This is a genomic window from Streptacidiphilus sp. MAP12-20, from assembly GCF_041262525.1.
Lineage (GTDB): Bacteria > Actinomycetota > Actinomycetes > Streptomycetales > Streptomycetaceae > Streptacidiphilus.
Genome location: NZ_JBGCCK010000003.1, coordinates 205,052 through 228,386 on the forward strand (window position 1 = coordinate 205,052; position 23,335 = coordinate 228,386).

Annotated in this window: 26 protein-coding genes; 15 read left to right on the forward strand and 11 right to left on the reverse strand. The window is 71.6% G+C overall.

Going from position 1 to position 23,335, the window contains the following annotated elements; genetic code table 11:
- Nucleotides 1–132: 132 nt before the first annotated feature.
- Nucleotides 133–585: a PH domain-containing protein gene (locus ABIA32_RS05365; RefSeq protein ID WP_370092655.1), complete on the reverse strand. Its 453-nt coding sequence runs from the start codon at nt 583–585 to the stop codon at nt 133–135.
- Nucleotides 586–745: 160 nt separating this feature from the next.
- On the opposite strand from ABIA32_RS05365, the gene ABIA32_RS05370 reads away from it, so the two are divergent.
- Complete coding sequence (locus tag ABIA32_RS05370) at nt 746–1,774, forward strand: hypothetical protein (RefSeq protein WP_370092656.1); 1,029 nt, start codon at nt 746–748, stop codon at nt 1,772–1,774.
- Between the two features lie 132 nt (nt 1,775–1,906).
- On the opposite strand, the gene ABIA32_RS05375 is transcribed toward ABIA32_RS05370, so the two are convergent.
- Nucleotides 1,907–2,791 (reverse strand): class I SAM-dependent methyltransferase, encoded by an 885-nt coding sequence (locus tag ABIA32_RS05375; RefSeq protein WP_370092657.1) that lies wholly within the window; start codon nt 2,789–2,791, stop codon nt 1,907–1,909.
- 58 nt (nt 2,792–2,849) lie between these two features.
- The gene (locus tag ABIA32_RS05380) at nt 2,850–3,881 is read right to left on the reverse strand and encodes an ABC transporter substrate-binding protein (RefSeq protein ID WP_370092658.1); all 1,032 of its coding nucleotides are present in this window, start codon (nt 3,879–3,881) and stop codon (nt 2,850–2,852) included.
- 75 nt (nt 3,882–3,956) lie between these two features.
- Between ABIA32_RS05380 and ABIA32_RS05385 the strand changes: the two genes are divergently transcribed.
- Nucleotides 3,957–4,583, forward strand: a complete 627-nt coding sequence (locus ABIA32_RS05385) for an HAD family hydrolase (protein WP_370092659.1) — start codon at nt 3,957–3,959, stop codon at nt 4,581–4,583.
- Nucleotides 4,584–4,591: 8 nt separating this feature from the next.
- Here the strand turns inward: ABIA32_RS05385 and ABIA32_RS05390 are convergent, their stop codons facing one another.
- Nucleotides 4,592–4,810 (reverse strand): hypothetical protein, encoded by a 219-nt coding sequence (locus ABIA32_RS05390; RefSeq protein WP_370092660.1) that lies wholly within the window; start codon nt 4,808–4,810, stop codon nt 4,592–4,594.
- 330 nt (nt 4,811–5,140) lie between these two features.
- On the opposite strand from ABIA32_RS05390, the gene ABIA32_RS05395 reads away from it, so the two are divergent.
- Complete coding sequence (locus tag ABIA32_RS05395; protein WP_370092661.1) at nt 5,141–5,524, forward strand: cold-shock protein; 384 nt, start codon at nt 5,141–5,143, stop codon at nt 5,522–5,524.
- A 321-nt stretch (nt 5,525–5,845) separates the two neighbouring features.
- Here the strand turns inward: ABIA32_RS05395 and ABIA32_RS05400 are convergent, their stop codons facing one another.
- The 4 genes from ABIA32_RS05400 to ABIA32_RS05415 are packed head-to-tail and all read right to left on the reverse strand — an operon-like array spanning nt 5,846 to nt 9,356.
- Entirely contained in the window at nt 5,846–6,694 is an 849-nt protein-coding gene (locus ABIA32_RS05400) for a 1,4-dihydroxy-6-naphthoate synthase (protein WP_370092663.1), read from the reverse strand.
- On the reverse strand, nt 6,691–7,437 hold the full coding sequence (locus ABIA32_RS05405; protein WP_370092664.1) for a futalosine hydrolase: 747 nt from the start codon (nt 7,435–7,437) through the stop codon (nt 6,691–6,693). The genes ABIA32_RS05400 and ABIA32_RS05405 overlap by 4 nt, the downstream gene beginning before the upstream one ends.
- Nucleotides 7,407–7,943: a hypothetical protein gene (locus ABIA32_RS05410; protein ID WP_370092665.1), complete on the reverse strand. Its 537-nt coding sequence runs from the start codon at nt 7,941–7,943 to the stop codon at nt 7,407–7,409. Before ABIA32_RS05410 ends, ABIA32_RS05405 begins: the two co-directional genes overlap by 31 nt.
- A gap of 27 nt (nt 7,944–7,970) precedes the next feature.
- Nucleotides 7,971–9,356 carry an MFS transporter gene (locus ABIA32_RS05415; protein WP_370092666.1) on the reverse strand — a complete coding sequence of 462 codons (1,386 nt, stop codon included), beginning with the start codon at nt 9,354–9,356 and terminating at the stop codon, nt 7,971–7,973.
- 173 nt (nt 9,357–9,529) lie between these two features.
- On the opposite strand from ABIA32_RS05415, the gene ABIA32_RS05420 reads away from it, so the two are divergent.
- Nucleotides 9,530–10,456: a DUF3027 domain-containing protein gene (locus ABIA32_RS05420; protein WP_370092667.1), complete on the forward strand. Its 927-nt coding sequence runs from the start codon at nt 9,530–9,532 to the stop codon at nt 10,454–10,456.
- Nucleotides 10,457–10,608: 152 nt separating this feature from the next.
- Here the strand turns inward: ABIA32_RS05420 and ABIA32_RS05425 are convergent, their stop codons facing one another.
- From ABIA32_RS05425 to ABIA32_RS05435, 3 genes are read right to left on the reverse strand one after another with little or no spacing between them, the layout of a single operon-like run.
- A complete protein-coding gene (locus ABIA32_RS05425; RefSeq protein WP_370092668.1) occupies nt 10,609–11,562 on the reverse strand; it encodes an isopenicillin N synthase family dioxygenase in 954 nt (317 codons plus the stop codon).
- Nucleotides 11,559–12,008, reverse strand: a complete 450-nt coding sequence (locus ABIA32_RS05430) for a nucleoside deaminase (RefSeq protein WP_370092669.1) — start codon at nt 12,006–12,008, stop codon at nt 11,559–11,561. Before ABIA32_RS05430 ends, ABIA32_RS05425 begins: the two co-directional genes overlap by 4 nt.
- A 4-nt stretch (nt 12,009–12,012) precedes the next feature.
- Nucleotides 12,013–13,449: a cytosine permease gene (locus tag ABIA32_RS05435; protein ID WP_370092670.1), complete on the reverse strand. Its 1,437-nt coding sequence runs from the start codon at nt 13,447–13,449 to the stop codon at nt 12,013–12,015.
- Between the two features lie 151 nt (nt 13,450–13,600).
- Between ABIA32_RS05435 and ABIA32_RS05440 the strand changes: the two genes are divergently transcribed.
- From ABIA32_RS05440 to ABIA32_RS05490, 11 genes are all read left to right on the forward strand, one after another.
- Nucleotides 13,601–15,058: a menaquinone biosynthesis decarboxylase gene (locus ABIA32_RS05440; RefSeq protein ID WP_370092671.1), complete on the forward strand. Its 1,458-nt coding sequence runs from the start codon at nt 13,601–13,603 to the stop codon at nt 15,056–15,058.
- The gene (mqnP, locus tag ABIA32_RS05445) at nt 15,058–15,960 is read left to right on the forward strand and encodes a menaquinone biosynthesis prenyltransferase MqnP (RefSeq protein ID WP_370092672.1); all 903 of its coding nucleotides are present in this window, start codon (nt 15,058–15,060) and stop codon (nt 15,958–15,960) included. The genes ABIA32_RS05440 and mqnP overlap by 1 nt, the downstream gene beginning before the upstream one ends.
- A 94-nt stretch (nt 15,961–16,054) precedes the next feature.
- Nucleotides 16,055–16,681, forward strand: coding sequence for an NADPH-dependent F420 reductase (locus ABIA32_RS05450; RefSeq protein WP_370092673.1), 627 nt, complete (start codon nt 16,055–16,057; stop codon nt 16,679–16,681).
- Between the two features lie 114 nt (nt 16,682–16,795).
- Nucleotides 16,796–17,440: a UbiX family flavin prenyltransferase gene (locus ABIA32_RS05455; RefSeq protein ID WP_370092674.1), complete on the forward strand. Its 645-nt coding sequence runs from the start codon at nt 16,796–16,798 to the stop codon at nt 17,438–17,440.
- A 129-nt stretch (nt 17,441–17,569) separates the two neighbouring features.
- Nucleotides 17,570–18,049, forward strand: coding sequence for an Lrp/AsnC family transcriptional regulator (locus ABIA32_RS05460; RefSeq protein WP_370092675.1), 480 nt, complete (start codon nt 17,570–17,572; stop codon nt 18,047–18,049).
- Nucleotides 18,050–18,056: 7 nt separating this feature from the next.
- A complete protein-coding gene (locus ABIA32_RS05465; RefSeq protein ID WP_370092676.1) occupies nt 18,057–19,028 on the forward strand; it encodes a threonine/serine dehydratase in 972 nt (323 codons plus the stop codon).
- Nucleotides 19,029–19,259: 231 nt separating this feature from the next.
- A complete protein-coding gene (gene mqnE / locus ABIA32_RS05470; RefSeq protein WP_370092677.1) occupies nt 19,260–20,423 on the forward strand; it encodes an aminofutalosine synthase MqnE in 1,164 nt (387 codons plus the stop codon).
- Nucleotides 20,424–20,429: 6 nt separating this feature from the next.
- The gene (locus tag ABIA32_RS05475) at nt 20,430–20,954 is read left to right on the forward strand and encodes an N-acetyltransferase family protein (protein ID WP_370092678.1); all 525 of its coding nucleotides are present in this window, start codon (nt 20,430–20,432) and stop codon (nt 20,952–20,954) included.
- Nucleotides 20,955–21,035: 81 nt separating this feature from the next.
- On the forward strand, nt 21,036–21,368 hold the full coding sequence (locus tag ABIA32_RS05480; protein WP_370092679.1) for a DUF4229 domain-containing protein: 333 nt from the start codon (nt 21,036–21,038) through the stop codon (nt 21,366–21,368).
- 155 nt (nt 21,369–21,523) lie between these two features.
- Complete coding sequence (locus ABIA32_RS05485) at nt 21,524–22,546, forward strand: LacI family DNA-binding transcriptional regulator (protein WP_370092680.1); 1,023 nt, start codon at nt 21,524–21,526, stop codon at nt 22,544–22,546.
- Nucleotides 22,547–22,730: 184 nt separating this feature from the next.
- Nucleotides 22,731–23,294, forward strand: coding sequence for a hypothetical protein (locus tag ABIA32_RS05490; protein ID WP_370092681.1), 564 nt, complete (start codon nt 22,731–22,733; stop codon nt 23,292–23,294).
- Nucleotides 23,295–23,335 lie beyond the last annotated feature (41 nt).

Genomic DNA, 23,335 nt, shown 5'->3' on the forward strand with positions numbered 1-23,335 from the left:
GATTACCGGCAGCCGAGCCCGAGAGCTCGGGCGTGCGATCAGCTGGGCCCCCCGTCCGGGCTGGGCCGGACCGGCCTCGGGCGATGAGGCAGCGCGGCGTCGAGGCCCCGGCCGCCTGGCTGGGCTCGTACCTCAGTCCGTTGCCCAGCGAGCGGGGACGTCCTCGCGGCGGCTCGTGCGGGAGCGGTGCGCCTGGGCCTCCAGCAGGGCGCGCGCCTCGCGCAGGTCGCGGAAGCGGGCGGTCACGGCGACCGGACCCTTCGTCGAATGAAGCTGGAACTCGGCCAGGCCGAGCGCCTTGGTCAGCAGATTCTGCGTCACCGCGAGACTCTGCGGCTTGGCGTGCGGGATGACCTCCGTCCGTCGCACCACCAGGCCCTTGACGCTGACGAAGACCCGCTCGTCGTAGCCGCAGCCCGAGCGGGCCGCCCAGAACGGTGCGATCCAGCGCGCCCGCCGCGGCGGCCGGGTGAGCTCCACCGCGTCGAGGTCGAGCCCCGGCCAGAGCCGGGCCAGCAGTGCCAGCGCCTCGCCCTTCGGGGTGACCGGCAGCAGCACGGAGGCCTTCTCGCTCTGCCCCGCCACGTTCATCCGCACCCGGACCCAGCCCGCCGCAGGCGGCGCAGCCCGGGCGGAAGGGAGTACCAGCGCAGATCTCCGGGTACGTGCGTCACATCCACACCCGCCAGCCTAAGCTGACGCCGTCGGTGGCTGCGGCGGAGCCGCTGGGAGGGCGGGGAGCACGATGGGGATCGAGAGCGAGCAGCTGGTCTACGACTACCTCAGCCGGGTGGGCGACCTGGCCGGAGCCTCACCGGCCCTGACGGCGGCGGACCGCGCGCGGTTGGTGAACACGCTGCGTCAGACGATCGACGCCCAGCAGGCCGCAACGGCCCCGCGCACGGCACGGGCGGAGGTCGGCTCGGTCAGGAAGATCCTCGCGGGGCTCGGCACCCCGGACGAGGTGGTGAGCCGCGCGGCGGGCGGCGCGCTGCCGGCGTCCGCGGCGGAAGTCGTGCGGAGAGCGCCGGCCGCGCCGTCCGTGTCGGCCCAGGCGAGCGCTCCGGTGATCGAGGGGCGCGCCGATTTCGTCCGCGCGGACGCGGGCAACGAGGGCAACACCGGGTACGCGACCGACTGGTGGACCCTGGGCGGCGGAGCCGCGGAGGGCTCCGGCGGGTACGAGGGCGGTATCCCTGTGGTCCGGCCGCCGGGCTGGGCCGGCGGCTTCGTGGACGAACTCGACCCGAGCAGCGCGTACCGGGCCGGTCTGGTGGACCCGGTGACGGGCATCCCGACAGCCCGTCAGCCGGAACCGGCAGCTTCAACTCCCGCAGCCGCACCGAAGCGCGGCCTGCTGAGGCGGGTGTTGACGCCTCCGACAGCGTCGGCGCCGAGCCCGGCTCCAGAGGTCGCGCAGCCGGTCACGGTGCCGCGGTTGCCGATCCCCTTCGTGGAGGCGCTCGCGACGCTGGTGCTGGTCGCGGCGGCGGTGACGGGTCTTTGGTACGTGGCGTTGCTGGGGTGGCTCTTCGCGTACGGCGGCCGCCGCCTGGGCCGCGGGGTCGGCCGCTTCGCAGCCCTCTGGGTCCCCGGCCTGACGGCGACGGCCTGCGGTTTCTGGCTCTACAGCCGCGCCGGCCACGCGCCGGGCCACCCGGGCCTGACCTCCGCGCAGATGACCGCGGCGACGCACAACGCCTTCGCTTTCTGGCTGCGGTTCTCGTCGGGCTTCTCGGCAGCGTTCCTCGCCTGGCGCATCTCCCGACGCTGAGTCAGTTGCAACTCCCAGGGGCGCGGGGAACTGCGCGAGAAACCACCCTGTGCGGACGGCCCTGCGCGTTGAGGACCATCCGCACAGAGTGGTTTCTCGCGCAGTTCCCCGCGCCCCTTTAGGCAGTGCAACTCACTGTCGGGTGGCAACGGTGTACCGGAGCACCGTTTCCTTCCGCAGCACGCCGTCCTCGTCCCGCAGCGCGTCCAGCGCCGTGAGCGCGGCCCGCTTCGCGGCCTGCAGGCGGTCCGCGGGGATCTGTTCCAGCCAGATCCTGCGGCCCGTCGCCCACTGCGAGCGCCACCACGCGTCGCCGCTCTCCACCACCTCCACCGTCCGCTCCTCCACCGTCCGGATCTCGGCGAAGCCGCACGCGTCCAGCAGGGAGGCGATCGACTCGACCGTGTCGAACGCCGGGTGGCCGCCTCGAGCGCCCTGGGTCGGGGACGACGCGGGCAGAGGGTCCTTCAGGAACGCCAGCGCGGCGTCCAGGGGGCCGGTCCAACGGGGGTCGATACTGCCGAAGGTCGACATCGCGAAGCGCCCGCCCGGCGTCAGTACCCGTCGTGCGCCGTGCAGGACGGCCTCAGGGGCCGGGGTGATGAACATCATCAGCCCCGCCAGCACCGCCTCGAAGGACGCCGCCGGGAAGCCGGGGTCCTCCGCGTCGCCCACCCGGACGACGACGTTGCGCAGGCCGCGACCGGCGACCGCCGCCGCCGTCGCGTGCGCCATCCGGGGTGAGAGGTCCAGGCCGGCCACGTAGCCGTCCGGGCCCACCGCCGTCGCGGCAGGGAAGAGCACCGCGCCCCGGCCGCAGCCGAGGTCGAGCACGCGGTCGCCGAGCCGGAGCCCGGCGTGCGCGACCAGTCGGGCGCCGTTCGCGCGGAAGAACTCGCCGTTGACCTCGTCGTAGGTGTCGGCGACCAGGTCGAAGCCCTCGGCGATGAACGCCTTCCTGGCCGCGCGCGCCTTCTCCTGTGCCTGCTGCTGCTCCTGCTCGGTTGTCGTCGGCATAGCTGCCATGGTGTTACCGAGTGACCTGCATCACAAGACTCATGCCGCGTATCGTCCGCTACCCGCCCAAGTAGCGCTGGAGTTGAGCCAGGATCAGATTCGCGCCGAAGTAGCCGATCCCCAGGTACCAGAGCTGGTCGTTCACCTGGAACGCGCGGTGCGCCTTCACTGCGGAGAGCTTCTTCCAGGACGCGCTGTTCAGCACCTCCGTGGTGTGGGCCCTGGCCGGATCTCCGTAGGTCGCGTAGAGGATCGTGCTGCCGTCGGCGTCGCCCAGCTCCGCCGACGAGGGGATGATCACCTCGAACGCGGCCACGTTCTGCGCGGGCGGGCGGCCGAGCCTGACGTCGGCGAGCAGTGAGCCGGGGAAGTTGTCGGTCGCGTAGGCGCGCGGGTCCTCGTCCTGGACGAAGCGGACCAGGCTGATCTGCTGCTTCGTCGTCGCTCCCGCGCCGCCCAGCGCGGCGACGAACTGGCGGACGTGCTCCTCGTAGGCCGTGGTGATGACGTCGGCGGCGGTCTGCTTGTTCAGCGCCTGGGCGTGGGTCTGGAAGTTCTGCTTCCAAGCGGCGCCGGTGGACTCGGTGAGCACCGTCGGCGCGATGGCGGTCAGCTGCTCGAAACGGTCGCCGTCGCGGGTGCGGTTGGAGAGGATCAGGTCGGGCTCAAGCCGGGCGATCGCGGCGAGATCGGGCGAGCCGATCGTGCCGACGAGGGCGATGTCCGCGAGCCAGCTCTGCGGGAAGTAGCCGGGCAGGCCCGGGTTCAGCGCGGGGCGCGCGGCGCCGATGGGCCTCAGGCCCAGGGTGAGCGCGGAGTCCAGTTCCGCCGTGTCCAGCACCACGACCCGGCTGGGCTCGGCGGGCACGTCGACCGTGCCGGTCGCGGCCTTGACGGTCCGCACGGGAGAGGGCGCGGCGGAACCGGCTGCCGAGGCCGAGGTCGCGGCGGAGGCCGAAGCGGAGCCGGGGCTGGGCGTGGCGTCCGAGCTGAGTGGCACGCGGCTGGAGCCGGTGCAGCCGGCGAGCGCGGTCGCGCCGAGTGCGCCGAGTGCGCCGAGCACGGCTCTGCGCGAACAGTCGCGCGGCATCCTGCCTCCCATGACCGATTTGCGGCCTTTGTTAGAGGGAGTATCACCCACCACGCCCTGACTTAGGGTGAGGCCATGACGACGCAGACACCGCTGACCGTGGGATTCGACCTCGACATGACGCTGATCGACTCACGGTCGGGCATCGCGCGCGCCTATGAGCTGCTCGCGGAGGAGACCGGCACGGCCATCGACACCGCACTCGTCGTCTCCCGGCTCGGGCCGCCGGTCGAGATCGAGATGGCGAACTGGTTCCCGGCCGACCAGGTCCCGGCCATGTCGGACCGCTACCGGCAGCTCTACGCCGTGCACGGCGTCGCCGGCGTCGTCCCGCTGCCCGGCGCGGTCGACGCGCTCGCCGCGGTGCGGGCGGCGGGTGGCCGGTCCGTCGTGGTGACCGGCAAGTACGCCCCGAACGCCAGGCTCAACCTCGACGCGGTGGCGATGCGGGTGGACGCCCTGCACGGCAACGTCTTCGGCACGGGCAAGGCGGACGCGCTGCGCGCGGAAGGCGCGCGCGTCTACGTCGGCGACCACCTCGGCGACGTCGAGGGCGCGCGCGAGGCGGACGCGTACGCCGTGGCCGTCACGACCGGCCCCTACGACGCGGCGAGCCTGCGCGCGGCGGGCGCGGACGTGGTCCTGGCAGACCTCACCGAGTTCCCGGCCTGGCTGGTCGGATACCTCGCCGACCAGGGCTGAGCCGGCGGCTAACGCCGCTGCGAGCGGGCCGTGCGGAGGAGCCCGGCGAGCGCGACGGCGAAGCCGAGCGGCATCACCATGCAGACGAAGTAGGCGGGCGTCGGCAGGCGGTGCAGGCCCAGGAAGAGCGGGGTGACCGTCGCGATCGTGGCCACGGCGCCGAGGGCGAAAAGGATCGCCCCGACGCGGACCAGGAGGTCGCCGGGGGAGGTGGAGTCAGGGTTCACGCCCTCCACGCTAGCCGGTCCGTACGCGTGGTCGCCCGGCGCGGGTTAGCCGCAGGCCCGGCGGGGGTATGCACGTCACGCACGGGGACCGTGCGAACGCGCTGCGGGATCGACGGTGGGCCGGCAGGCCGGAGGAGGAGGTGCGCCATGACCGCCACGCGAGTACGCCGTGGACCGACTCTGGCGCCGGTGCCTCCGGCGGAGCAATCCGGTCGATCATTCCGGCGCCGAACTGGAACAATGGCGCGGCGCTAGTTCGCTTCCAGCGCGGGCGGCGGTCCGCTGCTCCCCGTACGACACACTCCGACTCACCACCGACGAGGTCTCCCCATGCCTACGGGCAAAGTGAAGTGGTTCAACTCAGAGAAGGGCTTCGGCTTCCTCTCCCGCGACGACGGCGGCGATGTCTTCGTGCACTCCAAGGCGTTGCCGGTCGGGGTGGAGTCGCTGAAGCCGGGCCAGCGGGTCGAGTTCGGCGTGGTCGCCGGCCACCGGGGTGACCAGGCGCTGACCGTGACGCTGCTGGAGGACGCGCCGTCGCTGGCGGCGGCCTCCCGCAAGAAGCCGGATGAGCTTGCCGCGATGGTGCAGGACCTGACGACGGTCCTGGAGAAGATCCTCCCGGGCCTCCAGAAGGGCCGCTACCCGGACAAGCCGGTCGGCAAAAGGGTTGCCACCCTCCTGCACCACATCGCCGACCAACTCGACGCCTGACGCTTTGCAGGCGGCCTGGTTGCACTATCCAGGGGCGCGAGGAACTGCGCGAGAAGCCACCGAGTGCGGATGGCCCTGCTCGTTCGGGGCTCTACCTCGCAGGGCGGCTTGTCGCGCAGTTCCCCGCGCCCCTGGGTGGTGCAACGGGCCCTCTGTCGTGACCTGTCGCGCCCATGCGCCGGAGGCGCAAGTGAGCAGAGCCCCGCGCCCCTGGGTGGTGCAACGGGCCCTCTGTCGTGACCTGTCGCGCCCACGCGCCGGAGGCGCAAGTGAGCAGAGCCCCGCGCCCCTGATTGGTGCAACTGCAGGCGGCAGCAGAAGCTAACTCAGCAGCTCAAAGGGAACCGCAGGGACGAGCCCCTGGGTCGCCGCTCGGTCGAAGAGCCCCCGTACCGCGGCGTAGCCCGCCTCGCCCAGGTCCTCGGTGAAGTCGTTGACGTACAGCGCGATGTGCTGGTCCGCCACGGCCGGGTCCATCTCCTGTGCGTGCGACATGACGTAGTCGCGCGTCGCCTCCGGCGCCGCCCACGCCTGGCGGACGCTCGCGCGGATCGTCTCCGTCAGGGACGCCAGCCGCTCCGCGCCGAGGGATCGCTTCGCGATGATCGCGCCCAGGGGGATCGGGAGGCCCGTCGCCGTCTCCCAGGCCTCGCCCATGTCGGCCAGGCAGCGCAGGCCGAAGTTCTGGTAGGTGAAGCGCGCCTCGTGGATCACCAGGCCAGCGTCGACCTTGCCGTCGCGGACCGCCGGCATGATCTCGTGGAAGGGCATCACCACGATCTCGCCGAGGCCGCCGGGGACCGCCTCCGCCGCCCAGAGGCGGAACAGCAGGTAGGCCGTCGAGCGCTCGCTCGGGACCGCGATCGTGCGGCCGCGCAGCGCCGCGGGGTCGGCGGGGGCGTCCGGGCCGGTAAGGACCAGCGGGCCACAGCCGCGGCCCAGCGCGCCGCCGCAGGGGAGCAGCGCGTACCCGTCCAGGACCCACGGCAACTGCGCGTAGGAGATCTTGAGGACGTCGAGCTCGCCACGCTCGGCCAGGCCGTTGGTGACGTCGATGTCCGCGAAGGTGACCTCGGGCGTCGGCTCTCCCTCGACCAGGCCGTGAGCCCAGGCGTGGAAGACGAAGGTGTCGTTCGGGCAGGGCGAGTACGCGATACGAAGAGGAGTCACCCGACAAGTGTCGCGTACGGCAGCGCGGCGAACACGGCCGCCAGGGCGTCCAGCGCGTCACCGATGCGCCAGGCGGCGCGGTCGCGCGGGCCGACGGCGTTCGAGACCGCGCGCAGTTCCAGCACCGGCACGTCGTGTCCCGCTGCGGCCTCGGCCACGCCGAAGCCCTCCATCGCCTCGGCGACGGCCCCGGGGTGACGCCGCAGCAGCTCGGCTGCGCGCTCGGCGCTGCCGGTGACGGTCGAGACGGTGAGCACCGGGCCCGTCGCGGTCGGCAGGCCGCGCCCGCGCAGCGCGCGGACGACCTCGTCCGCCTGCGCGCACGCGTGCCGGACCCGCCCGAAGCCGAGCTCGGTGACGTCCGCGAAGCCGTCCGGCGTCTCCGCGCCCAGGTCTGCCGCGACGATCGCCTCGGCGACCACCGCGCAGCCCACCGGCGCGACCGGCGCGAAGCCGCCGGCGATCCCGGCGGAGACGGCGAGCGCGTAGCAGCCGTCGCCCACCGCGAGCGCGGTCGCCGTCGCGGCGGCGGCCGCCGCCGGGCCGACGCCCGCGACCACCACGTCCACCGGTCCGCACGCGGTCAGCGTGTACCCGCCGGGCAGCGACGGCCGGGAAATCTCGGCGTAGTGGCCGTTGGCCGCCTGCACACCACGCAGCACCGCCGCCGCTTCGGCAGCGACGGCGGTGACGACGAGGAGACGGGGGGAGATCAGTTGGCGACCTTGAGCTGGAACAGCCACTCGCCGTAGATGTTCTTGTTCGCGTCGACCTCGGCGACCAGGACCGGGCCGGAGGCGCCGACGCTGGTCGCGCCGGTCTGCGGGTCCTGGGTGGTCAGCACCGTGGTGATCGACAGCGGGCCGGCGTAGGCGTGCTTGGTGGTGGGGACCAGGGCCCCGGTGAGCCCCTTCGCCTGCCAGCTGTGGTTGTTCTCGATGACGGCCTGGTCGACGTTGATGCCGAAGCTGCCGCCCGCACTCGGCACGATCGCCGTCGGGAGCTTGTTGCCCTGCACGGCCGCGCTGACGGCGGCGAGGCACTTGGCCTGCTGCTTGTCGCTCAGCGCGTCGCCCTTGTTCCAGCACTCCGGGAGCGGCGCGATCTGGGTCCAGTGCGACCCGGCCACGACGGACACGTTCGACACGGGCTTGCCGTAGTGAATGGCGAGAGGAATCGAGACGCCGAGCGTCGCGGCGCCGACGACGGCGACAGCTCCGAGGGCGGCGACACCGCGGTTGAGACTCATGGTGCTGAGGCTACCGTCCCGCCGCGATCACGCCACGTCGGGGGCGGTCGACGTGCGGCGCGGCTTGAGGGCGACCCTCGTCCGGACGGCCCACAGCACGGCCACCGCCAGCAGCGCCGACGCCGTCGCCATGCCGACCTCGCCGACGAGCGGCAGCACGATGCCGAGGCCGCCGCCGAGCACCCAGGTCAGCTGCATCAGGGTCTCCGAACGGGCGAACGCCGAGGTCCGCACGGTCTCCGGCACGTCGCGCTGGATCAGCGCGTCCAGGGCGACCTTGCCCAGGCACTGGGTCAGCCCGGCGACGAAAGCCAGCACCACGACGGTCACCGCGCCGTACGCGATCGCCGCGGCGAGCGCGGAACCGAAGGCGACGGTCAGCATCAGCGTGACGAGCGTCTCAGGGCCGCGCGTGTGCAGCCACGCGCCCAGCACCGTGCCGAGCGTGTTGCCGATGCCCAGCCCGGCCGCGACCAGGCCCAGCGAGAGGGTCGGCGCCAGCCCGCCGAGCGGGTGCTCGCGGACCAGGAAAGCCAGGAAGAAGGTAAGGAATCCGAAGAGCCCGCGCAGCGCCCCCTCCGCGCCCAGTGCGAGGACGACGCTCGGCCCGACCGTCCGCAGACCCACCTTGCCGGAGGCGCCCTCCGGCGCGTCCGCGTGCAGGACGGCGCGCTCCTCGCCCTTGGCCACGTCCACCTGGTGCGGCAGCGCGAAGGCCAGTCCGGCGCCGATCACGAAGAGCAGGAACGCGCCGCGCAGCGGCCAGTCCGGGCCGATCAGATGCAGCAGCCCGCCGATGCCCGCGGCCAGGCCGGTGGAGAGCAGACCCGCCAGCGAGACCCGCGAGTTGGCCTTCACCAGCGCCAACTGCGGCGGCCGCAGCCGCGGCACGACGACGCTGCGCACCACGCCGTAGGCCTTGGACGCGACCAGCACGCCCAGCGCCTCCGGGTAGATCGCCAGGCCCCCGCCCGCGATCGAGCCCGCCATCATCCAGGCCAGCGCGGCCCGTGTCAGCATGCTTCCGGCCATCGCGGCCCGGCGACCGCTGGGGATCTTGTCGAGCAGCGGGCCGACCACCGGCGCCAGCAGCACGAACGGCGCCATCGTGATCAGCAGGTAGAGGGCGACCCGGCCACGGGCCTGGTCGGTGGGGACCGAGAAGAAGATCGTCGAGGCCAGCGCGACCGTGATCATCATGTCGCCGGCGGAGCTCACGGCGTGCAGTTCGATCAGCTTCGCCAGGCCCGACTCGCCCGCGCCCTCGGCGGATGTGGCCTTGCGGATCCGCCGGCCGGTGGCATGCACGAGGTCACCGGTGCGGAGCGCGGCAGCCGAGGTGAACCGGTGCACGGATGTCACTGCGCGCCGGGCCCTACCCGCTCCCACGTCGGCCACACCCCCATGGTGCATGACGTCGTCGGCAGGCTGCGGTACTTTGCCCCGGCGGGTTCCTCTCCCGAGCGGGACAGCGGGGACGTATGTCCAGCAGAATAGGAGTCTGACCGAGAACGCGAGCCGTGCCGAGTGCCGCCGCGACGGCAGTGGTGAAACCGTGCGGATGGTTGGGAGAGAATCAGTTCGTGATGAGTGCTGCGACGACGACGCGAAGCCGTACCCCTGACCCCCAGTGTGCCGAGGCCGTGGAGTTCGCCCGGGATGCCGCGGTCGAGGCTGCCGGCGCGCTCGCGGTCGGCGAGCACCTCGGTGTGGACGTCGACGGTGACCGGGTGGTCACCCACTACTTCGAGACCCAGGAGACGGCCTACCGCGGCTGGCGCTGGGCCGTGACGGTGACCCGTGCTGCGCGAAGCAAGCAGGTCACCCTTGATGAAACGGTGCTGCTGCCCGGCCCCGACGCGATGATCGCGCCGCAGTGGGTCCCGTGGAGCGAGCGCCTGCGTCCGGGCGACATGGGTCCCGGCGACCTGCTCCCGACCGAGGCCGACGACCTGCGCCTGGAGCCCGGCTACTCGGGCGAGGACGAGCCCGCGCCGAACTCGGCGCTGGCCGAGGACCGGTTCTCCGGCATCGCCGGCGAGGACGTGGCGATCGAGCCCTCCGGCGAACGGATGGCGATCGCGCCGTCCACGGAGCGCGCGCAGATCGCGTCCGTCGCGGACGAGCTGGGCATGGGCCGGGTCCGGGTGCTGAGCCGACTCGGGCTGAACCTCGCCGCCGACCGCTGGGAGAAGGAGTTCGGCGCGCACACGCCGATGGCGCAGGCGGCTCCGGCCTCGTGCGCGTCCTGTGGCTTCCTGGTCCCGATCGCGGGCGCGCTGAGCCAGGCCTTCGGCATCTGCTCGAACGAGTTCGGCCCGGCGGACGGCAGGATCGTCTCCCTCGGCTTCGGCTGCGGCGGCCACTCGGAAGCGGCGGTCATGCCGGCGCCCCCAGTCCCGGCTCCGCCGGTCCTGGACGAGTTCAGCCTCGAGCCGATGCCGCTGCATCCGGACCGCACGGGCGGTTCGGTCGAGGAGAGCACCCCGGCCGAGGAGCTCGGCCACAGCTGACCTCTTCTCGGGGCAAGCGGGGAAGTTGCACCATCAGGGGCGCGGGGAACTGCGCGAGAACCACCCTGTGCGGATGGCCCTGCTCATTCGGGGACTCACCACCTCGGTGGCTTGTCGCGCAGTTCCCCGCTCCCCTGGTGGTGCAACTGGTCCTATGCAGACACGGTGATCGCTTCGAGCTTGGCTCGGAGGTAATCCGAGGAGTCCACCGGCTCGTAGGCCACTGGGCCGGCCACCGGGGTGACCAGCGTGTGGGGGTCGCACTCGTAGAAGTAGACCAGGGACATCAGGTCCTCCTCCGGGGCCTCAGGCACGGGCGGGAGAACGCGGTGGCGGCCGGAGCGCCAGCGGTCGCCGGTCCAGCGGGCCATGAGGTCGCCGATGTTGACCGTCAGCGCGTCCGGGTCCCACGGGGCGTCGACCCAGCCCGCGCCGGGGACGTCGACCTGGAGGCCGCCGCGGCCGACCTGACGGTCCAGCAGGGTGACCGTGCCGAAGTCCGTGTGCGGGCCGATGCGGAACTGACCGGGCTCGGGCGGGCCCATCACCGACACACCCGGGTACCAGTTGATGTTCAGCGTGTAGGTCGGGTGACGCGTGTGGTCGGTGAAGAAGTCGGGGCCCTGGCCCAGCGCCGCGCCCAATAGCCTCAGCACCTCGTCGGCAACGGCCCGCATCCGGGCCATGTAGTTCTCCACCATGCGCTGCAACGCTGGCGCTTCGGACGTCGGCCACCTGTTGGGCTGGAACCAGAAGGCGTCGATCTCCGGGTCCGTCCCGGTCGGGGTGTCCGCGCCCACCGTCCAGGACTCCTTCAGGTCCGGCGGCGTCGCCGTCCCCTCGCTGTAGCCGTTGGCCTCCGCGCCCTTCGCCAGCCAGCCGCGGCCGCCGACGCTCACGCCGTACCGCTGCTTCACTGACGCAGGCAGCGCGAAGAAGGACCGCGCCGTCTCCCGGACCGCCTCCCGCTCCTCGCGGGTGACGCCGTGTCCGGTGATCAGCAGGAAGCCCGCCTCGCTCAGCGCCGCGTCGACCACGGCCGCTGTCGCTGTCTGCGCGGCGGGGTCACCCGACAGCCAGGGGGTCAGATCGATGGTGGGGATCATTCTCCGATGTCCTCGTTCCACAGCTCGGGGTTGTCCCTGATGAAGTCCGTCATCAACTGCACGCAGCCTGGGTCGTCCAGCAGGACGATCTCCACGCCGTGCTCGGCCAGCCAGTCGTGGCCGCCCTGAAAGGTCCGCGCCTCGCCGATGACGACCCGGCCGATGCCGAACTGCCGTACCAACCCGCTGCAGTACCAGCACGGGGAGAGCGTCGTCACCATCGTCGTCCGCCCGTATCCCCGCAGTCGGCCCGCCGCACGGAACGCGGAGGTCTCCGCGTGCATGGACGGGTCGCCGTCCTGGACGCGGCGGTTGTGGCCGGAGCCGAGCAGCTCGCCGTCCGGGCCGAACAGCGCCGCGCCGATCGGGATGCCGCCCTCGGCGAGGCCGCGCTGGGCCTCGCCGACAGCCGTCTTGAGCAGAGCCGAGTAATTCAGAGAACCCATGTGCCTACGATGCCTCAGCCACCGGCGCTGTGGCAGAAGGCGCAAAGCCCGGCAGGGTCCGCAGCCCCAGGTAGACCAGACCCGCGATCAGGAATCCGGCCAGGAAGGCGATGTCGCCGATCTGCGGGAACTGCTTCGCGATCGGTCCGGTGTACTCCGTCTGGTTCGAGAAGAGCCAGACGCCCAGCCCGGTCCCGGCCAGCATCGCGATCGGCCCGGCCCAGTTGGCGAAGCGCGGGTCGGCCAGGTCGGCGGCGATCCGCTCGTCGCTCTGGCCGCGCCGCAGCCAGCGGTCGAGGAAGACGACGGCCAGCCAGGGGCCGATCCAGTAAGTGATGATCAGCAGGAAGTTGGTGTACTTGTCGCCGTAGTCGCTCAACCCGGACCAGGCCACCGCCGTCCCCGCCACGCCGAAGACCACCGCGACCGCCGCCCGTCGCACCTTCGCCGGGAGCTTGATGCCCATCGCCACGAAGGACAGCGCGCCCGAGTAGATGTTCAGCGCGTTCGCGGCGATGCCGCCCACCGCGATCGCGAGCAGCGTCAGGTCGCCCAGCCAGCCCGGCAGCGGGTGGACGAACGCGGCGGTCGGGCTGAGGCCCTTCGGCACGACGATCGTCACCGAGGCCGCGCCGACGATCTCCAGGAAGGCGCAGGAGAGGAAGACCCCGAGCGCGGGGAAGAGCGCGACCTGCCACTTGGACGCGGACTTCGCCAGGTAGCGGGTGTAGTCGGAGCCGTACGGGGTCCAGCCCGCCGCGTAGCCGAAGGCGGCGCCCGCTGTCAGCAGGAAGGCGCCGGTGAAGGCGTGCTTGCCGTCGGCCGCGCCGATGTCCGCCTTGCTGAGCAGCACCGCCGCCGCGACCAGGAAGACCGCGGTCAGCGCCGGGAAGGTGTACTTCTCGGCCGTGTGGATGAAGTTGTGGCCGTAGAAGGCGATGCCCACCTGCAGCGCCGCCACGATGAAGAGGCAGAGCAGCACCGGCCAGCCCAGCAGCGCGTTCAGCGCGTACGCCGCGCTGACGCTGTTGACCGCGAACCAGCCGATCCCGGCCGTCAGCGCGTTCAGTCCGGCGGGCAGCGCGTTGCCGAAGAAGCCGAAGGCCGAGCGCCCGGCCACCATCTGCGGCACGCCGAAGCGCGGGCCTGCCAACCCGAGGAAGCCGTGGGCCACCGCGCCGAGCCCGGTGCCGAGCAGGATGGCCAGCGTGGCCGGCCAGAAGCCGAGCCCGAAGATCCCGACGGCGAGGACGCCGACGAAGACGGTCGCGAACTCCATGTTGGGTGAGGTCCAGGTCCACAGCAGGCTGAGCGGCTTGCCGTGGCGGGCGGAGTCAGGGACGGGTTCGGCGCCGGTCGGCTCGACGGCGAGCACGTGGTCGCCGTAGGCGGCGATCTCCTCGGGGGCGGCGCCCGGTCCGGCGCCCTGCGTGGTGGTCATTGCCGCAGTGTCGGGGCGGTGCGGCGGGCTGTAAATGCGCGAAACAATCTCTTTACGGCCCGGTCGGCAATCTTCTTTTTCGATCATCGACGCGGCCCGTTCCGGGGGTGCGCGCGCAAGCCGCGCGGGCCCGTGACGGATACTGAGCGCTATGGCTTACGACGATCTACGGTCCTTCCTCCGGGCGCTTGAGCGCGAGGGCGACCTCAAGCGGATCAAGGTGGAGGTCGACCCGTACCTGGAGATCGGGGAGATCGTCGACCGGGTGCAGAAGGCCAAGGGCCCGGCGCTGCTCTTCGAGAACGTGAAGGGCTCGGCGATGCCGCTGGCCATGAACGTCTTCGGCACCGAGCGGCGGCTCGCCAAGGCGCTCGGGCTCAAGTCCGCCGACGAGATCGGCGAGAAGATCGCCGGGCTGCTGAAGCCGGAGCTGCCGCACGGCTTCACCGGCGTCCGCGAGGCCTTCGGCAAGCTGGCCGGGATGACGCACGTCCCGCCGAAGAAGGTGAAGCCCGGCGACGCGCCGGTCCAGGAGGTCGTGCTCACCGGCGACGACGTGGACCTGATGCAGCTTCCCGCGCTGTTCACCTGGCCCGAGGACGGCGGCAGCTTCTTCAACCTGGGCCTGACCCACACCAAGGACCCGGACTCGGGCATCCGCAACCTCGGCCTCTACCGGCTGCAGCGCCACGACAGGCGCACCATCGGCATGCACTGGCAGATCCACAAGGACAGCCGCAACCACGCCGCGGTCGCCGCCAAGCGCGGCGAGCGGCTGCCGGTCGCGATCGCCTTCGGCTGCCCTCCGGCCGTCACCTACGCGGCGACCGCGCCGCTGCCGGGCGACATCGACGAGTACCTCTTCGCCGGCTTCGTCGCGGGCGAGCGGGTCCGGATGGTCGACTGCAAGACGGTTCCGCTGCAGGTCCCAGCCGACGCCGAGGTGGTGCTGGAGGGCTGGCTGGAGCCGGGCGAGCTGCTTCCGGAGGGCCCGTTCGGCGACCACACCGGCTTCTACACCCCGCAGGAGCCGTTCCCGGCGCTGACGATCGACTGCGTGACGATGCGCAAGCGGCCGCTGCTCCAGTCCATCGTGGTCGGCCGCCCGCCGACGGAGGACGGGCCGCTGGGGAAGTTCACCGAGCGGTTCTTCCTGCCGCTGCTGAAGATCATCGTCCCGGACATCGTCGACTACGACCTGCCCGAGGCAGGCGGCTTCCACAACTGCGTGATCGTCTCGATCGACAAGAAGTACCCCAAGCACGCGCAGAAGGTCATGCACGCGATCTGGGGCGCGCACATGATGTCGCTGACCAAGCTGATCGTCGTGGTGGACGCGGACTGCGACGTCCACGACTACCAGGAGGTCGCCTGGCGAGCACTCGGCAACGTCGACTACAGCCGCGACCTGTCCGTGGTGGAGGGACCGGTCGACCACCTCGACCACGCCTCCTACCAGCAGTTCTGGGGCGGCAAGGCGGGCATCGACGCGACCCGCAAGCTGCCCGAGGAGGGCTACACCCGCGACGGCGGCTGGCCCGAGATGGTCCTCTCCGACCCGGAGACGGCCGAGCGCGTGAGCAAGCGCTGGAAGGAGTACGGGCTCTGATGACGACTGCTGTTGCGGCTCCGGAGGCCGGAGGCAAGGCCAAAGCCTTCATGCGGCTCGTGATGATCGAGCACTCGGTCTTCGCGCTGCCCTTCGCCTACATCGCCGCGCTGACGGCCATGTTCCTGGCCGACACGCATGTGCACTGGGTGCAGCTGTTCCTGGTCACCCTCTGCATGGTCGGGCTGCGCACCTTCGCGATGGCCGCGAACCGCATCATCGACCGCGAGATCGACGCGCGGAACCCGCGCACCGCCGGACGCGAGCTCGTCACCGGCGCGGTGTCGCTGCGCACGGCGTACACCGGCTCGGCCGTCGCGCTGGTGGTCTTCCTGGCCGCCGCCGCGCTGCTCAACCCGCTCTGTCTGGCGCTCGCGCCGATCGCGGTGATCCCGATGGTGATCTACCCCTACGGCAAGCGGTTCACCGACTTCCCGCACGCGATTCTCGGCCTGGCCCAGGCGATGGGCCCGATCGGCGCGTGGATCGCGGTGACCGGGAGCTGGTCCTGGAACGCGGTGGTGCTCGGGCTCGCGGTCGGCGTCTGGATCGGCGGTTTCGACCTGATCTTCGCCTGCCAGGACGTGATGGCCGACCGCGCCGACGGCGTCCGTTCGGTCCCCGCCCGCTTCGGCGTCCCGGCCGCGCTCTACGGGGCTCGGACGGCGCACGTGGTGACCATGCTGCTGCTGGGCTGGTACGCCTGGCTGACGGGCGCGGGCTGGGCGTTCTGGATGGGGCTCGCGGTCGTGGCCGTGGCGTTCGTCTACGAGCACTCGATCGTGCGACCGCACGACCTGAGCCGGCTGAACCGGGCGTTCTTCCAGGTCAACGGCTTCGTGGGGATCTCGCTCTTCTGCTTCGCGCTGCTGGATCTGGTGCTGCGCGGGCTGGGGACCTGACTTTGTCGGCTCGTTCGGCGAGCTGACGGAATATCACCGGCCCTCCCGCTGCTGGCCAGGTCACAGGCTGATCAGTCAACGGGAGGGTTTCACCATGAGCGACACCAGCGCGTATTCGGACACCAGCACGGACCTCGGCACGATCGCCGTCATCGGCACCGGCAACATCGGCGGCAGCCTCGGTCGTGCCTTCGCCCGCGCGGGCCACGCGGTCGTCTTCGGCTCCCGCAGCCCGGCCGAGTCCGGGGCCTCCGGCGACACGACGGCCAAGGTGGCGACGCTCGCGGAGGCCGTGGCCGCCGGGGACGTGGTCGTGCTGGCGGTGCCGGCCGACGGCGTCGAGGCGTTCCTGCGCGAGCACGGGGCGGCGCTCGCGGGCAAGCTGGTCGTCGACGCGACCAACCGCTTCCCGGGCCCGGTGCTCAACAGCTCTGAGCTGTTCGCCGAGCTCGCGCCGACGGCGCGCTACGCGCGCGCCTTCAACAGCCAGACCTGGGAGACCTACGTCGACCCGCTCTGGGACGGCGTGCGCGGCAGCCTCTTCTACACCGTCTCCGATGAGGCCGACGCCCCTGCCCTCGAGGCGCTGGTCACCGCCGTCGGCCTGATCCCCGTCTCCGCCGGCACCGGCCGCCCGGACCTGCTGGACGCGGCGATCTTCCTGCTCTTCCCGTCCATGCAGAAGGGCCGCCACACCGGCCTGCGCGTCCTGCACGACTGATCCGGGAAGTTCCCCTGATCGAGTGAAGCGCCCGCCGACCTCCTGCGCACGCACCGGCTGCGCGGTCACGGTCCGGATCGTCAAGGTCTGATTCCTGCCGTTAGGGTCGGATCTGTGGAGCGAGAGCCGTGGGTCGTGGGGGTGTCGGGGGCGTCGGGGACGCCGTACGCGGCGGCGGTGATACGCGGACTGCTGGGCGCGGGGGAGGCGGTCGACGTCGTGGTGAGCCGCGCGGCGCGGCTGACGATCCTCGACGAGACAGGGATCTCCTTCCGCGACGCGCACTGGCAGGAGGACCTGCGTGAGTGGCTCGAGTCGCCGCTCGATCGGGGGAAGCCGGAACCGTTCGAGCTGGACGACGTGCGCTACTGGACGGCGGGCGACTTCGCGGCCGGGCCGTCCAGCGGCTCGTACCCGGCGAAGGGCATGCTCGTGGTGCCGTGCAGCGCCGCGGCCGTCGCGGGCATCGCGATCGGGCTCAGCAAGGACCTGCTGCAGCGGGCCGCGAACGTCACGCTCAAGGAGCGGCGGCCGCTCGTGCTCTGCGTCAGAGAGGCTCCGCTCAGCGGAGTGACGCTGCGTCAACTCGCCGAGCTGGACGGGGAGGGAGCCGTGATCATCCCGGCCTCGCCGGGCTTCTACGCGGGCTCCGCGAGCGTGCAGCAGCTGGTGGATTTCGTCGCCGGACGCGTGCTCGATTCGGTCAAGGTAAAGCACCGGCTCTACCGTCGCTGGGAGGGCGAGCTCGGGCCGAAGTGAGACCGCAGTGATGGAGGTCACCTCGTCGGAGTATCTTCTTTGCGAACCGGGGGTCACGGCGGGCTCGAGTTTGCGATTCCGGATACTGTCGGCAGGTTCCCCAACGATTGGAAGGCCAGGTTTCCCAGCATGGACGCGGTGGACAGGCAGCTCATTCAGGCGCTGCGCGAGAACGGGCGCGCCTCCTACGCCGAGCTGGGGCGGCTCGTCGGGCTGTCGGGCCCCAGCGTCACGGACCGGATCAACCGGCTGGAGCAGGCCGGGGTCATCACCGGCTACCGCGCCACGGTCAACCCGGCCTCGCTGGGCCTGGGCGTCACGGCGCTGATCGGCCTCCAACTGACCGACGCCGCCGACCACGAGGACGTCGCCCACCGGCTGCGCGACCTCCCCGACGTCGAGGACTGCTGGTTCATCGCCGGGGACGACTCCTACATGCTCAAGGTCCGCGTTCCCGACGTGGACGGGCTGGAGTCGATCGTGAAGCGGCTCTCCGGCACCAGGGGTGTCGCCCGCACCCGGACCACGGTGGTCCTCTCCACGAAGTGGGAGAACCGGGCGGTCGAGCTCCCCGACACCGAGCTTCTCGCCGAGCAGCGGAAGGCGTGATCCTCGCATGGCACTGGTGACCCTGGACGAGCTGCGCGAAGCACAGAAGCGGATCGCCGGGGTCGCCGTGCGCACCCCGCTGATGCCCTGCCCGTGGGCGGACCTGCCGGGGAGGACCCTGCATCTGAAGCCCGAGGGCCTCCAGCCGACGGGCGCTTTCAAGATCCGGGGCGCGTACAACCGGCTCGCGGCGCTGACGGAGGAAGAGCGGGCGCGCGGCGTCGTCGCGCAGTCCAGCGGCAACCACGCCCAGGCGGTCGCCTACGCGGCCCGCGCGCTCGGGATCAAGGCCGTCATCGTCATGCCGGACACGTCACCCGAGGTGAAGGTCGAGAACACTCGCTCCTTCGGGGCCGAGGTGATCCTGGTCGCGATGCACGAGCGGGACACGACCCCGGCCGACCTGGTCGAGCGGTTCGGCTACGTCTGGGTGCCGCCGTACGACGACCCGTACATCATCGCGGGCCAGGGCACGGCGGGCCTGGAGATCGCAGACGACGCGGCCGCGCTCGACCTGGACCTGCAGACGGTCCTGGTCCCGGTCAGCGGCGGCGGGCTGATCAGCGGAGTCGCGACGGCGCTCAAGCTGACCATGCCAGGCGTGAGGATCATCGGCGTCGAGCCCGCCCTGGCCGGCGACGCGGCGGAGAGTTTCCATGCGGGCGAACGCCGCGCCTGGTCCTTCGCGGACACCCACCGCACCATCGCCGACGGCCTGCGCACGAATTCACTCGGCGTGCTGCCCTGGGAGCACGTGCAGGCGTACGTGGACGACATCATCACGGTGACGGAGGACGAGATCCGCGCGGCCGTGGCCGTCCTGGCCCGCCGCGGGCGGCTCGTCGCCGAGCCCTCGGGCGCGGTCACCACGGCGGCGTACCTCTACCGCGGTGCGGAACTGCCGGGCAGCCGCTTCGCGGCTGTCGTGAGCGGCGGCAACATCGATCCGGCGCTGCTGGCGAAGATCCTCGCCGTCTGATCCGCACCACCTGAGGTTGCACCTCCAGGGGCGCGGGGAACTGCGCGACAAGCCACCGGCATGCAGATGGTCCTCAACGCGCAGGGCCATCCGCGCAGGGTGGTTTCTCGCGCAGTTCCCCGCGCCCCTGAGGAGGTGCGCCTCGCGCCCCCAAGGGCAGTGCAACCGCGCCGTCTGCCCAGGGCGTAGTCTCGTACGGGTTGACCGGGCTGTGATGGAGGCATGAGGCGGATGGACGCAGGTCTGAAGCGCGAGCTGGAGGCGAAGGTCTACGCCGGGGAGCGGCTCAGCCGGGAGGACGGCATCGCCCTCTACGAGACCGACGACCTGGCCTGGCTGGGCGGTCTCGCCCACCACGTGCGGACGCAGAAGAACGGCGACGTCGTCCACTTCAACGTCAATCGCCACCTCAACATGACCAACGTCTGCACCGCCTCCTGCGCCTACTGCTCGTTCCAGCGCAAGCCGGGCGAGAAGGACGCGTACACGATGCGCATCGAGGAGGCGGTCAAGCTCGCCAAGGCGATGGAGACCGACCAGCTCACCGAGCTGCACATCGTCAACGGCCTGCACCCGACGCTGCCCTGGCGTTACTACCCCCGTTCGCTGCGCGCCCTCAAGGAGGCGCTGCCGAACGTCGGGCTCAAATGCTTCACGGCCACCGAGATCCACCACTTCGAGAAGATCTCCGGGCTCTCCGCCTCCGAGATTCTGGACGAGCTGATCGACGCCGGTCTGGAGTCGCTGACCGGCGGCGGCGCGGAGATCTTCGACTGGGAGATCCGGCAGCACATCGTCGACCACGACACCCACTGGGAGGACTGGTCGCGGATCCACCGCCTGGCGCACTCCAAGGGCCTGAAGACCCCGGCGACGATGCTCTACGGCCACATCGAGGAGCCCCGCCACCGCGTGGACCACGTGCTGCGGCTGCGTGAGCTGCAGGACGAGACCGGTGGCTTCCAGGTCTTCATCCCGCTGCGCTACCAGCACGACTTCCACGACTCTCGCGACGGCAAGATCCGCAACACGCTGCAGGCGCGCACGACGATGGCCACCGGCGCGGACATGATCCGTACCTTCGCCGTCTCCCGGCTGCTCTTCGACAACGTGCCGCACGTCAAGGTCTTCTGGGTGATGCACGGCCTGGCCGGCGCCCAGCTGATGCTGAACCACGGCGCGGACGACATGGACGGCTCGGTCGTCGAGTACAAGATCACCCACGACGCGGACGGCTTCGGCACGCCGAACAAGCTCACCCGCGACGACCTGCTCGACCTGATCCGCGACGCGGGCTTCCGCCCGGTCGAGCGGAACACCCGCTACCAGATCATCCGCGAGTACCCCGGCCCGGACGCGTCCCGCCGCGAGGTTCCGCAGGCGATGAGGTTCTGACGGGTCATGGCACTGCGCTACACCCTCGATCCGGAACCGACGCTGCAGCTCCGCGAGACTGCGGTCGCACTCTGGACCGAGGCCAGCAATGCGGGCGGCGCGATCGGCTTCGTCGCGCCGGTGACACCGGCCCAGGTCCGCCCGACGGCGGACCGGGCCTTCGCTGGGGCGGCGGAGGGCCCGGACCGGCTACTGGTCGCCCACGACGAGGAGACCGGTCGCCTGGCCGGGTTCCTCTTCTTCGAGGACCAGCGCTTCGAGCTGATGGCTCATTGGCGCACCCTCAAGCGCGTCGTCGTCCACCCGGACTTCCAGGGCCGCGGCTACGGCGCTGCACTGCTGGCCGAGGCGGAGCGGGTCGCCCGCGCCTGGGGTCTGGCCGGCCTCCGGTTGACGTGTCGCGGTGGGCTGGGGCTGGAGCGCTTCTACGAGCGCTGCGGCTACAAGGAAGTCGGGCGGATTCCCGGAGTGATCCGGGTGGCACCGGGCGACGACCGGGACGAGATCTTCATGTGGCTGGAGCTTCGCTGACCCGGTGAAGATCGCCTGTTTCGGCGTGCTTCACTGGACTGGTCCTCGTATTCCATGGACGAAGGAAAGAGAATCCGCGCCGTGAGCACCAAGTCACATGCCACCCTCCGCTACTCCGCGATGCGGGCGAGCCTCTTCCTGGCCTGCTTCCTGGTCGCCCTGGTGCTGGCCCGCGCCGGTGTGCTGCCGGTGACGGCGGGCGCGTCCGGGGTCTTCCTGCTGCTGATCATCGCGGGGGTGGTGTCCGCGCCGATCAGCTACGTGGTGCTGAGCAAGCAGCGGGACGCGGTGTCGCAGCAGATCACCACGGGGCTTGACGCCCGCAAGGCGGGCAAGCAGAGCCTGCGCGGCCGCGTCGCCGCGCAGAACGCTGCGGAAGACGCCCTCGACGACGCTGTCCGCGCGGAGCGCTGAGCGCGCAGCGCGGAAGGGGCGCGAGGAACTGCGCGAGAAACCACCGTGTGCGGATGGCCCTGCACGTTCGGGGACTCACCACCTCGGTGGCTTGTCGCGCAGTTCCCCGCGCCCCTGAGTAGTGCAACTGGCCCAGCGTCCGAAGGGATCTCCAGGTGACGGGTCGGCCCACGGGCAAGGATGTCGCTCGGGTCGCCGGGGTGTCGCAGGCGACCGTCTCGTTGGTGTTCTCCGGTGCCGCCGCCGCGCGGGTGTCCGGGCCGACGAGGGAGCGCGTGCTCGCCGCGGCGAGTGAGCTCGGGTACGCGCCGCAAGCCGCCGGCAGGCAACTGCGGCTCGGCCGGACGGGTCTGCTGCTGCTCGCCGTGCCGAACATCCTCGGACCCTTCTTCGCCCGTGTCCTCGCGGGCGCGCAGGCGGAGGCGGAGCTGGACGGGCTCGCCGTCGTCGTCTCCTCCGGGTGGGACCACGCCACGCTTGCCCGCGCGGCGCGCAGCGGACAGTACGACGGGCTGCTGATCTGCTCGCCCGACGACAGTCAGCTCGGCGACGACCTGCCCGACGCCCTCCCCACCGTCTTCCTGGACGCCGACCCCGCGCTCAGCGCCGGCCACGCCCGCCGCAGGACGCAGGAGCTGGACGTCGGCGGCGGCATGGCGGCAGCCGTCTCGCACCTGCGGGGGCTCGGGCACACCCGCCTCGGCCACTTGCGCTCCGTCGAGTCCGCGCACACCTTCCGGGCGCGCCAGGCGGGCTTCGAGGCGGCCGCCGCGGGCGCGGAGGTCACGGAGGTCGGCGTCTCGGTCAACGGCGGCCTGGAGGCCGCTCGCGCCGCCGCGCGGGCCCTGCTGGCGTCGGTGTCACAGCAGGACCGGCCGCGCGCCGTGGTCTGCGACGACGACGTGGTCGCGGCCGGGGTCTATCACGTCGCCGCCGAGCTGGGCCTGCGCATCCCGGAGGAGCTCTCCGTCGTCGGGATCGACAACATCGTCGCCGCAGCGCTCTTCGCCCCGGCGCTGACCACCGTGGACCTGCCGGGCGAACGCCTCGGCGCAGCCGGCGTGCGGCTGCTGGCCGCACTCGCCGCGGACGAGGCGCAGGCCCGGCCGGCGCAGCCCCAGCCGCTGCCCACGGCCCTGATCGTGCGCGGTTCCACCGCGCCCAACACCGACAGATAGGCTCATCGGCGTGGATCCCAAAACCCGAACCCGTATCGTCTCCGGCGCGCTGGTGCTGCTCCTGGTCGCCGTCGTGATCGGCGCGCTGCTGCGGTAACCGTTCGGAGTTCCCAGGTTGCGGACAGTGACTTGCCGGGTGACGGTGAGTGAGTCTTGCCAACCCGGAAGTTAGGGACCCCAGCTCATGCGTGTCAGTCGCACCCACTCTGTGATCGCCGGTATCGCTCTTGCTGCGACCGTTGCCAGCGGGACGTTCGTCGCGACCGCGGAAGCGGCTCAAAAGCCCAGTGGTGGCAGCGCCCACCACGCGCTCGTGCCCGCCGCCGATCCATCCACCGCGCTCGGCGTACTGGGCAAGCTCGGCGCCGTCCAGTCGCTCATCGGCCAGCTCACCGCCATGGCCTCGGCGAAGCCCGCGCCCAGCCCCGCCGACCTACAGGCCCTGGTGGACAAGTTGACCGCCGCGATCACCGACCTCAAGGCGTCCCTCCCGGCGTCGCCGCTGCCGGTGGGCAGCGGAAAGTCCGGGCCCTCCGGCCTGCCGCCGTTGCCGATCCCGAACCCGCTCGGTGACGCGCTGACCAAGCTGCAGAGCGACGTCACCGCGCTGGTCGCGGCGATCACCTCGGCCGACCCGGCGAAGATCACCGCGGCGCTCACCTCGACCGTGACGGACCTGCTGGCGGTGGTCACCCAGACGGTCGCGAGCCTCGGCCTCAGCCTTCCGCTTCCGGTCGCGCACCGCTGACGTCCGGACGCAGGACAGGCCCGGCCTTGCGGCCGGGCCTG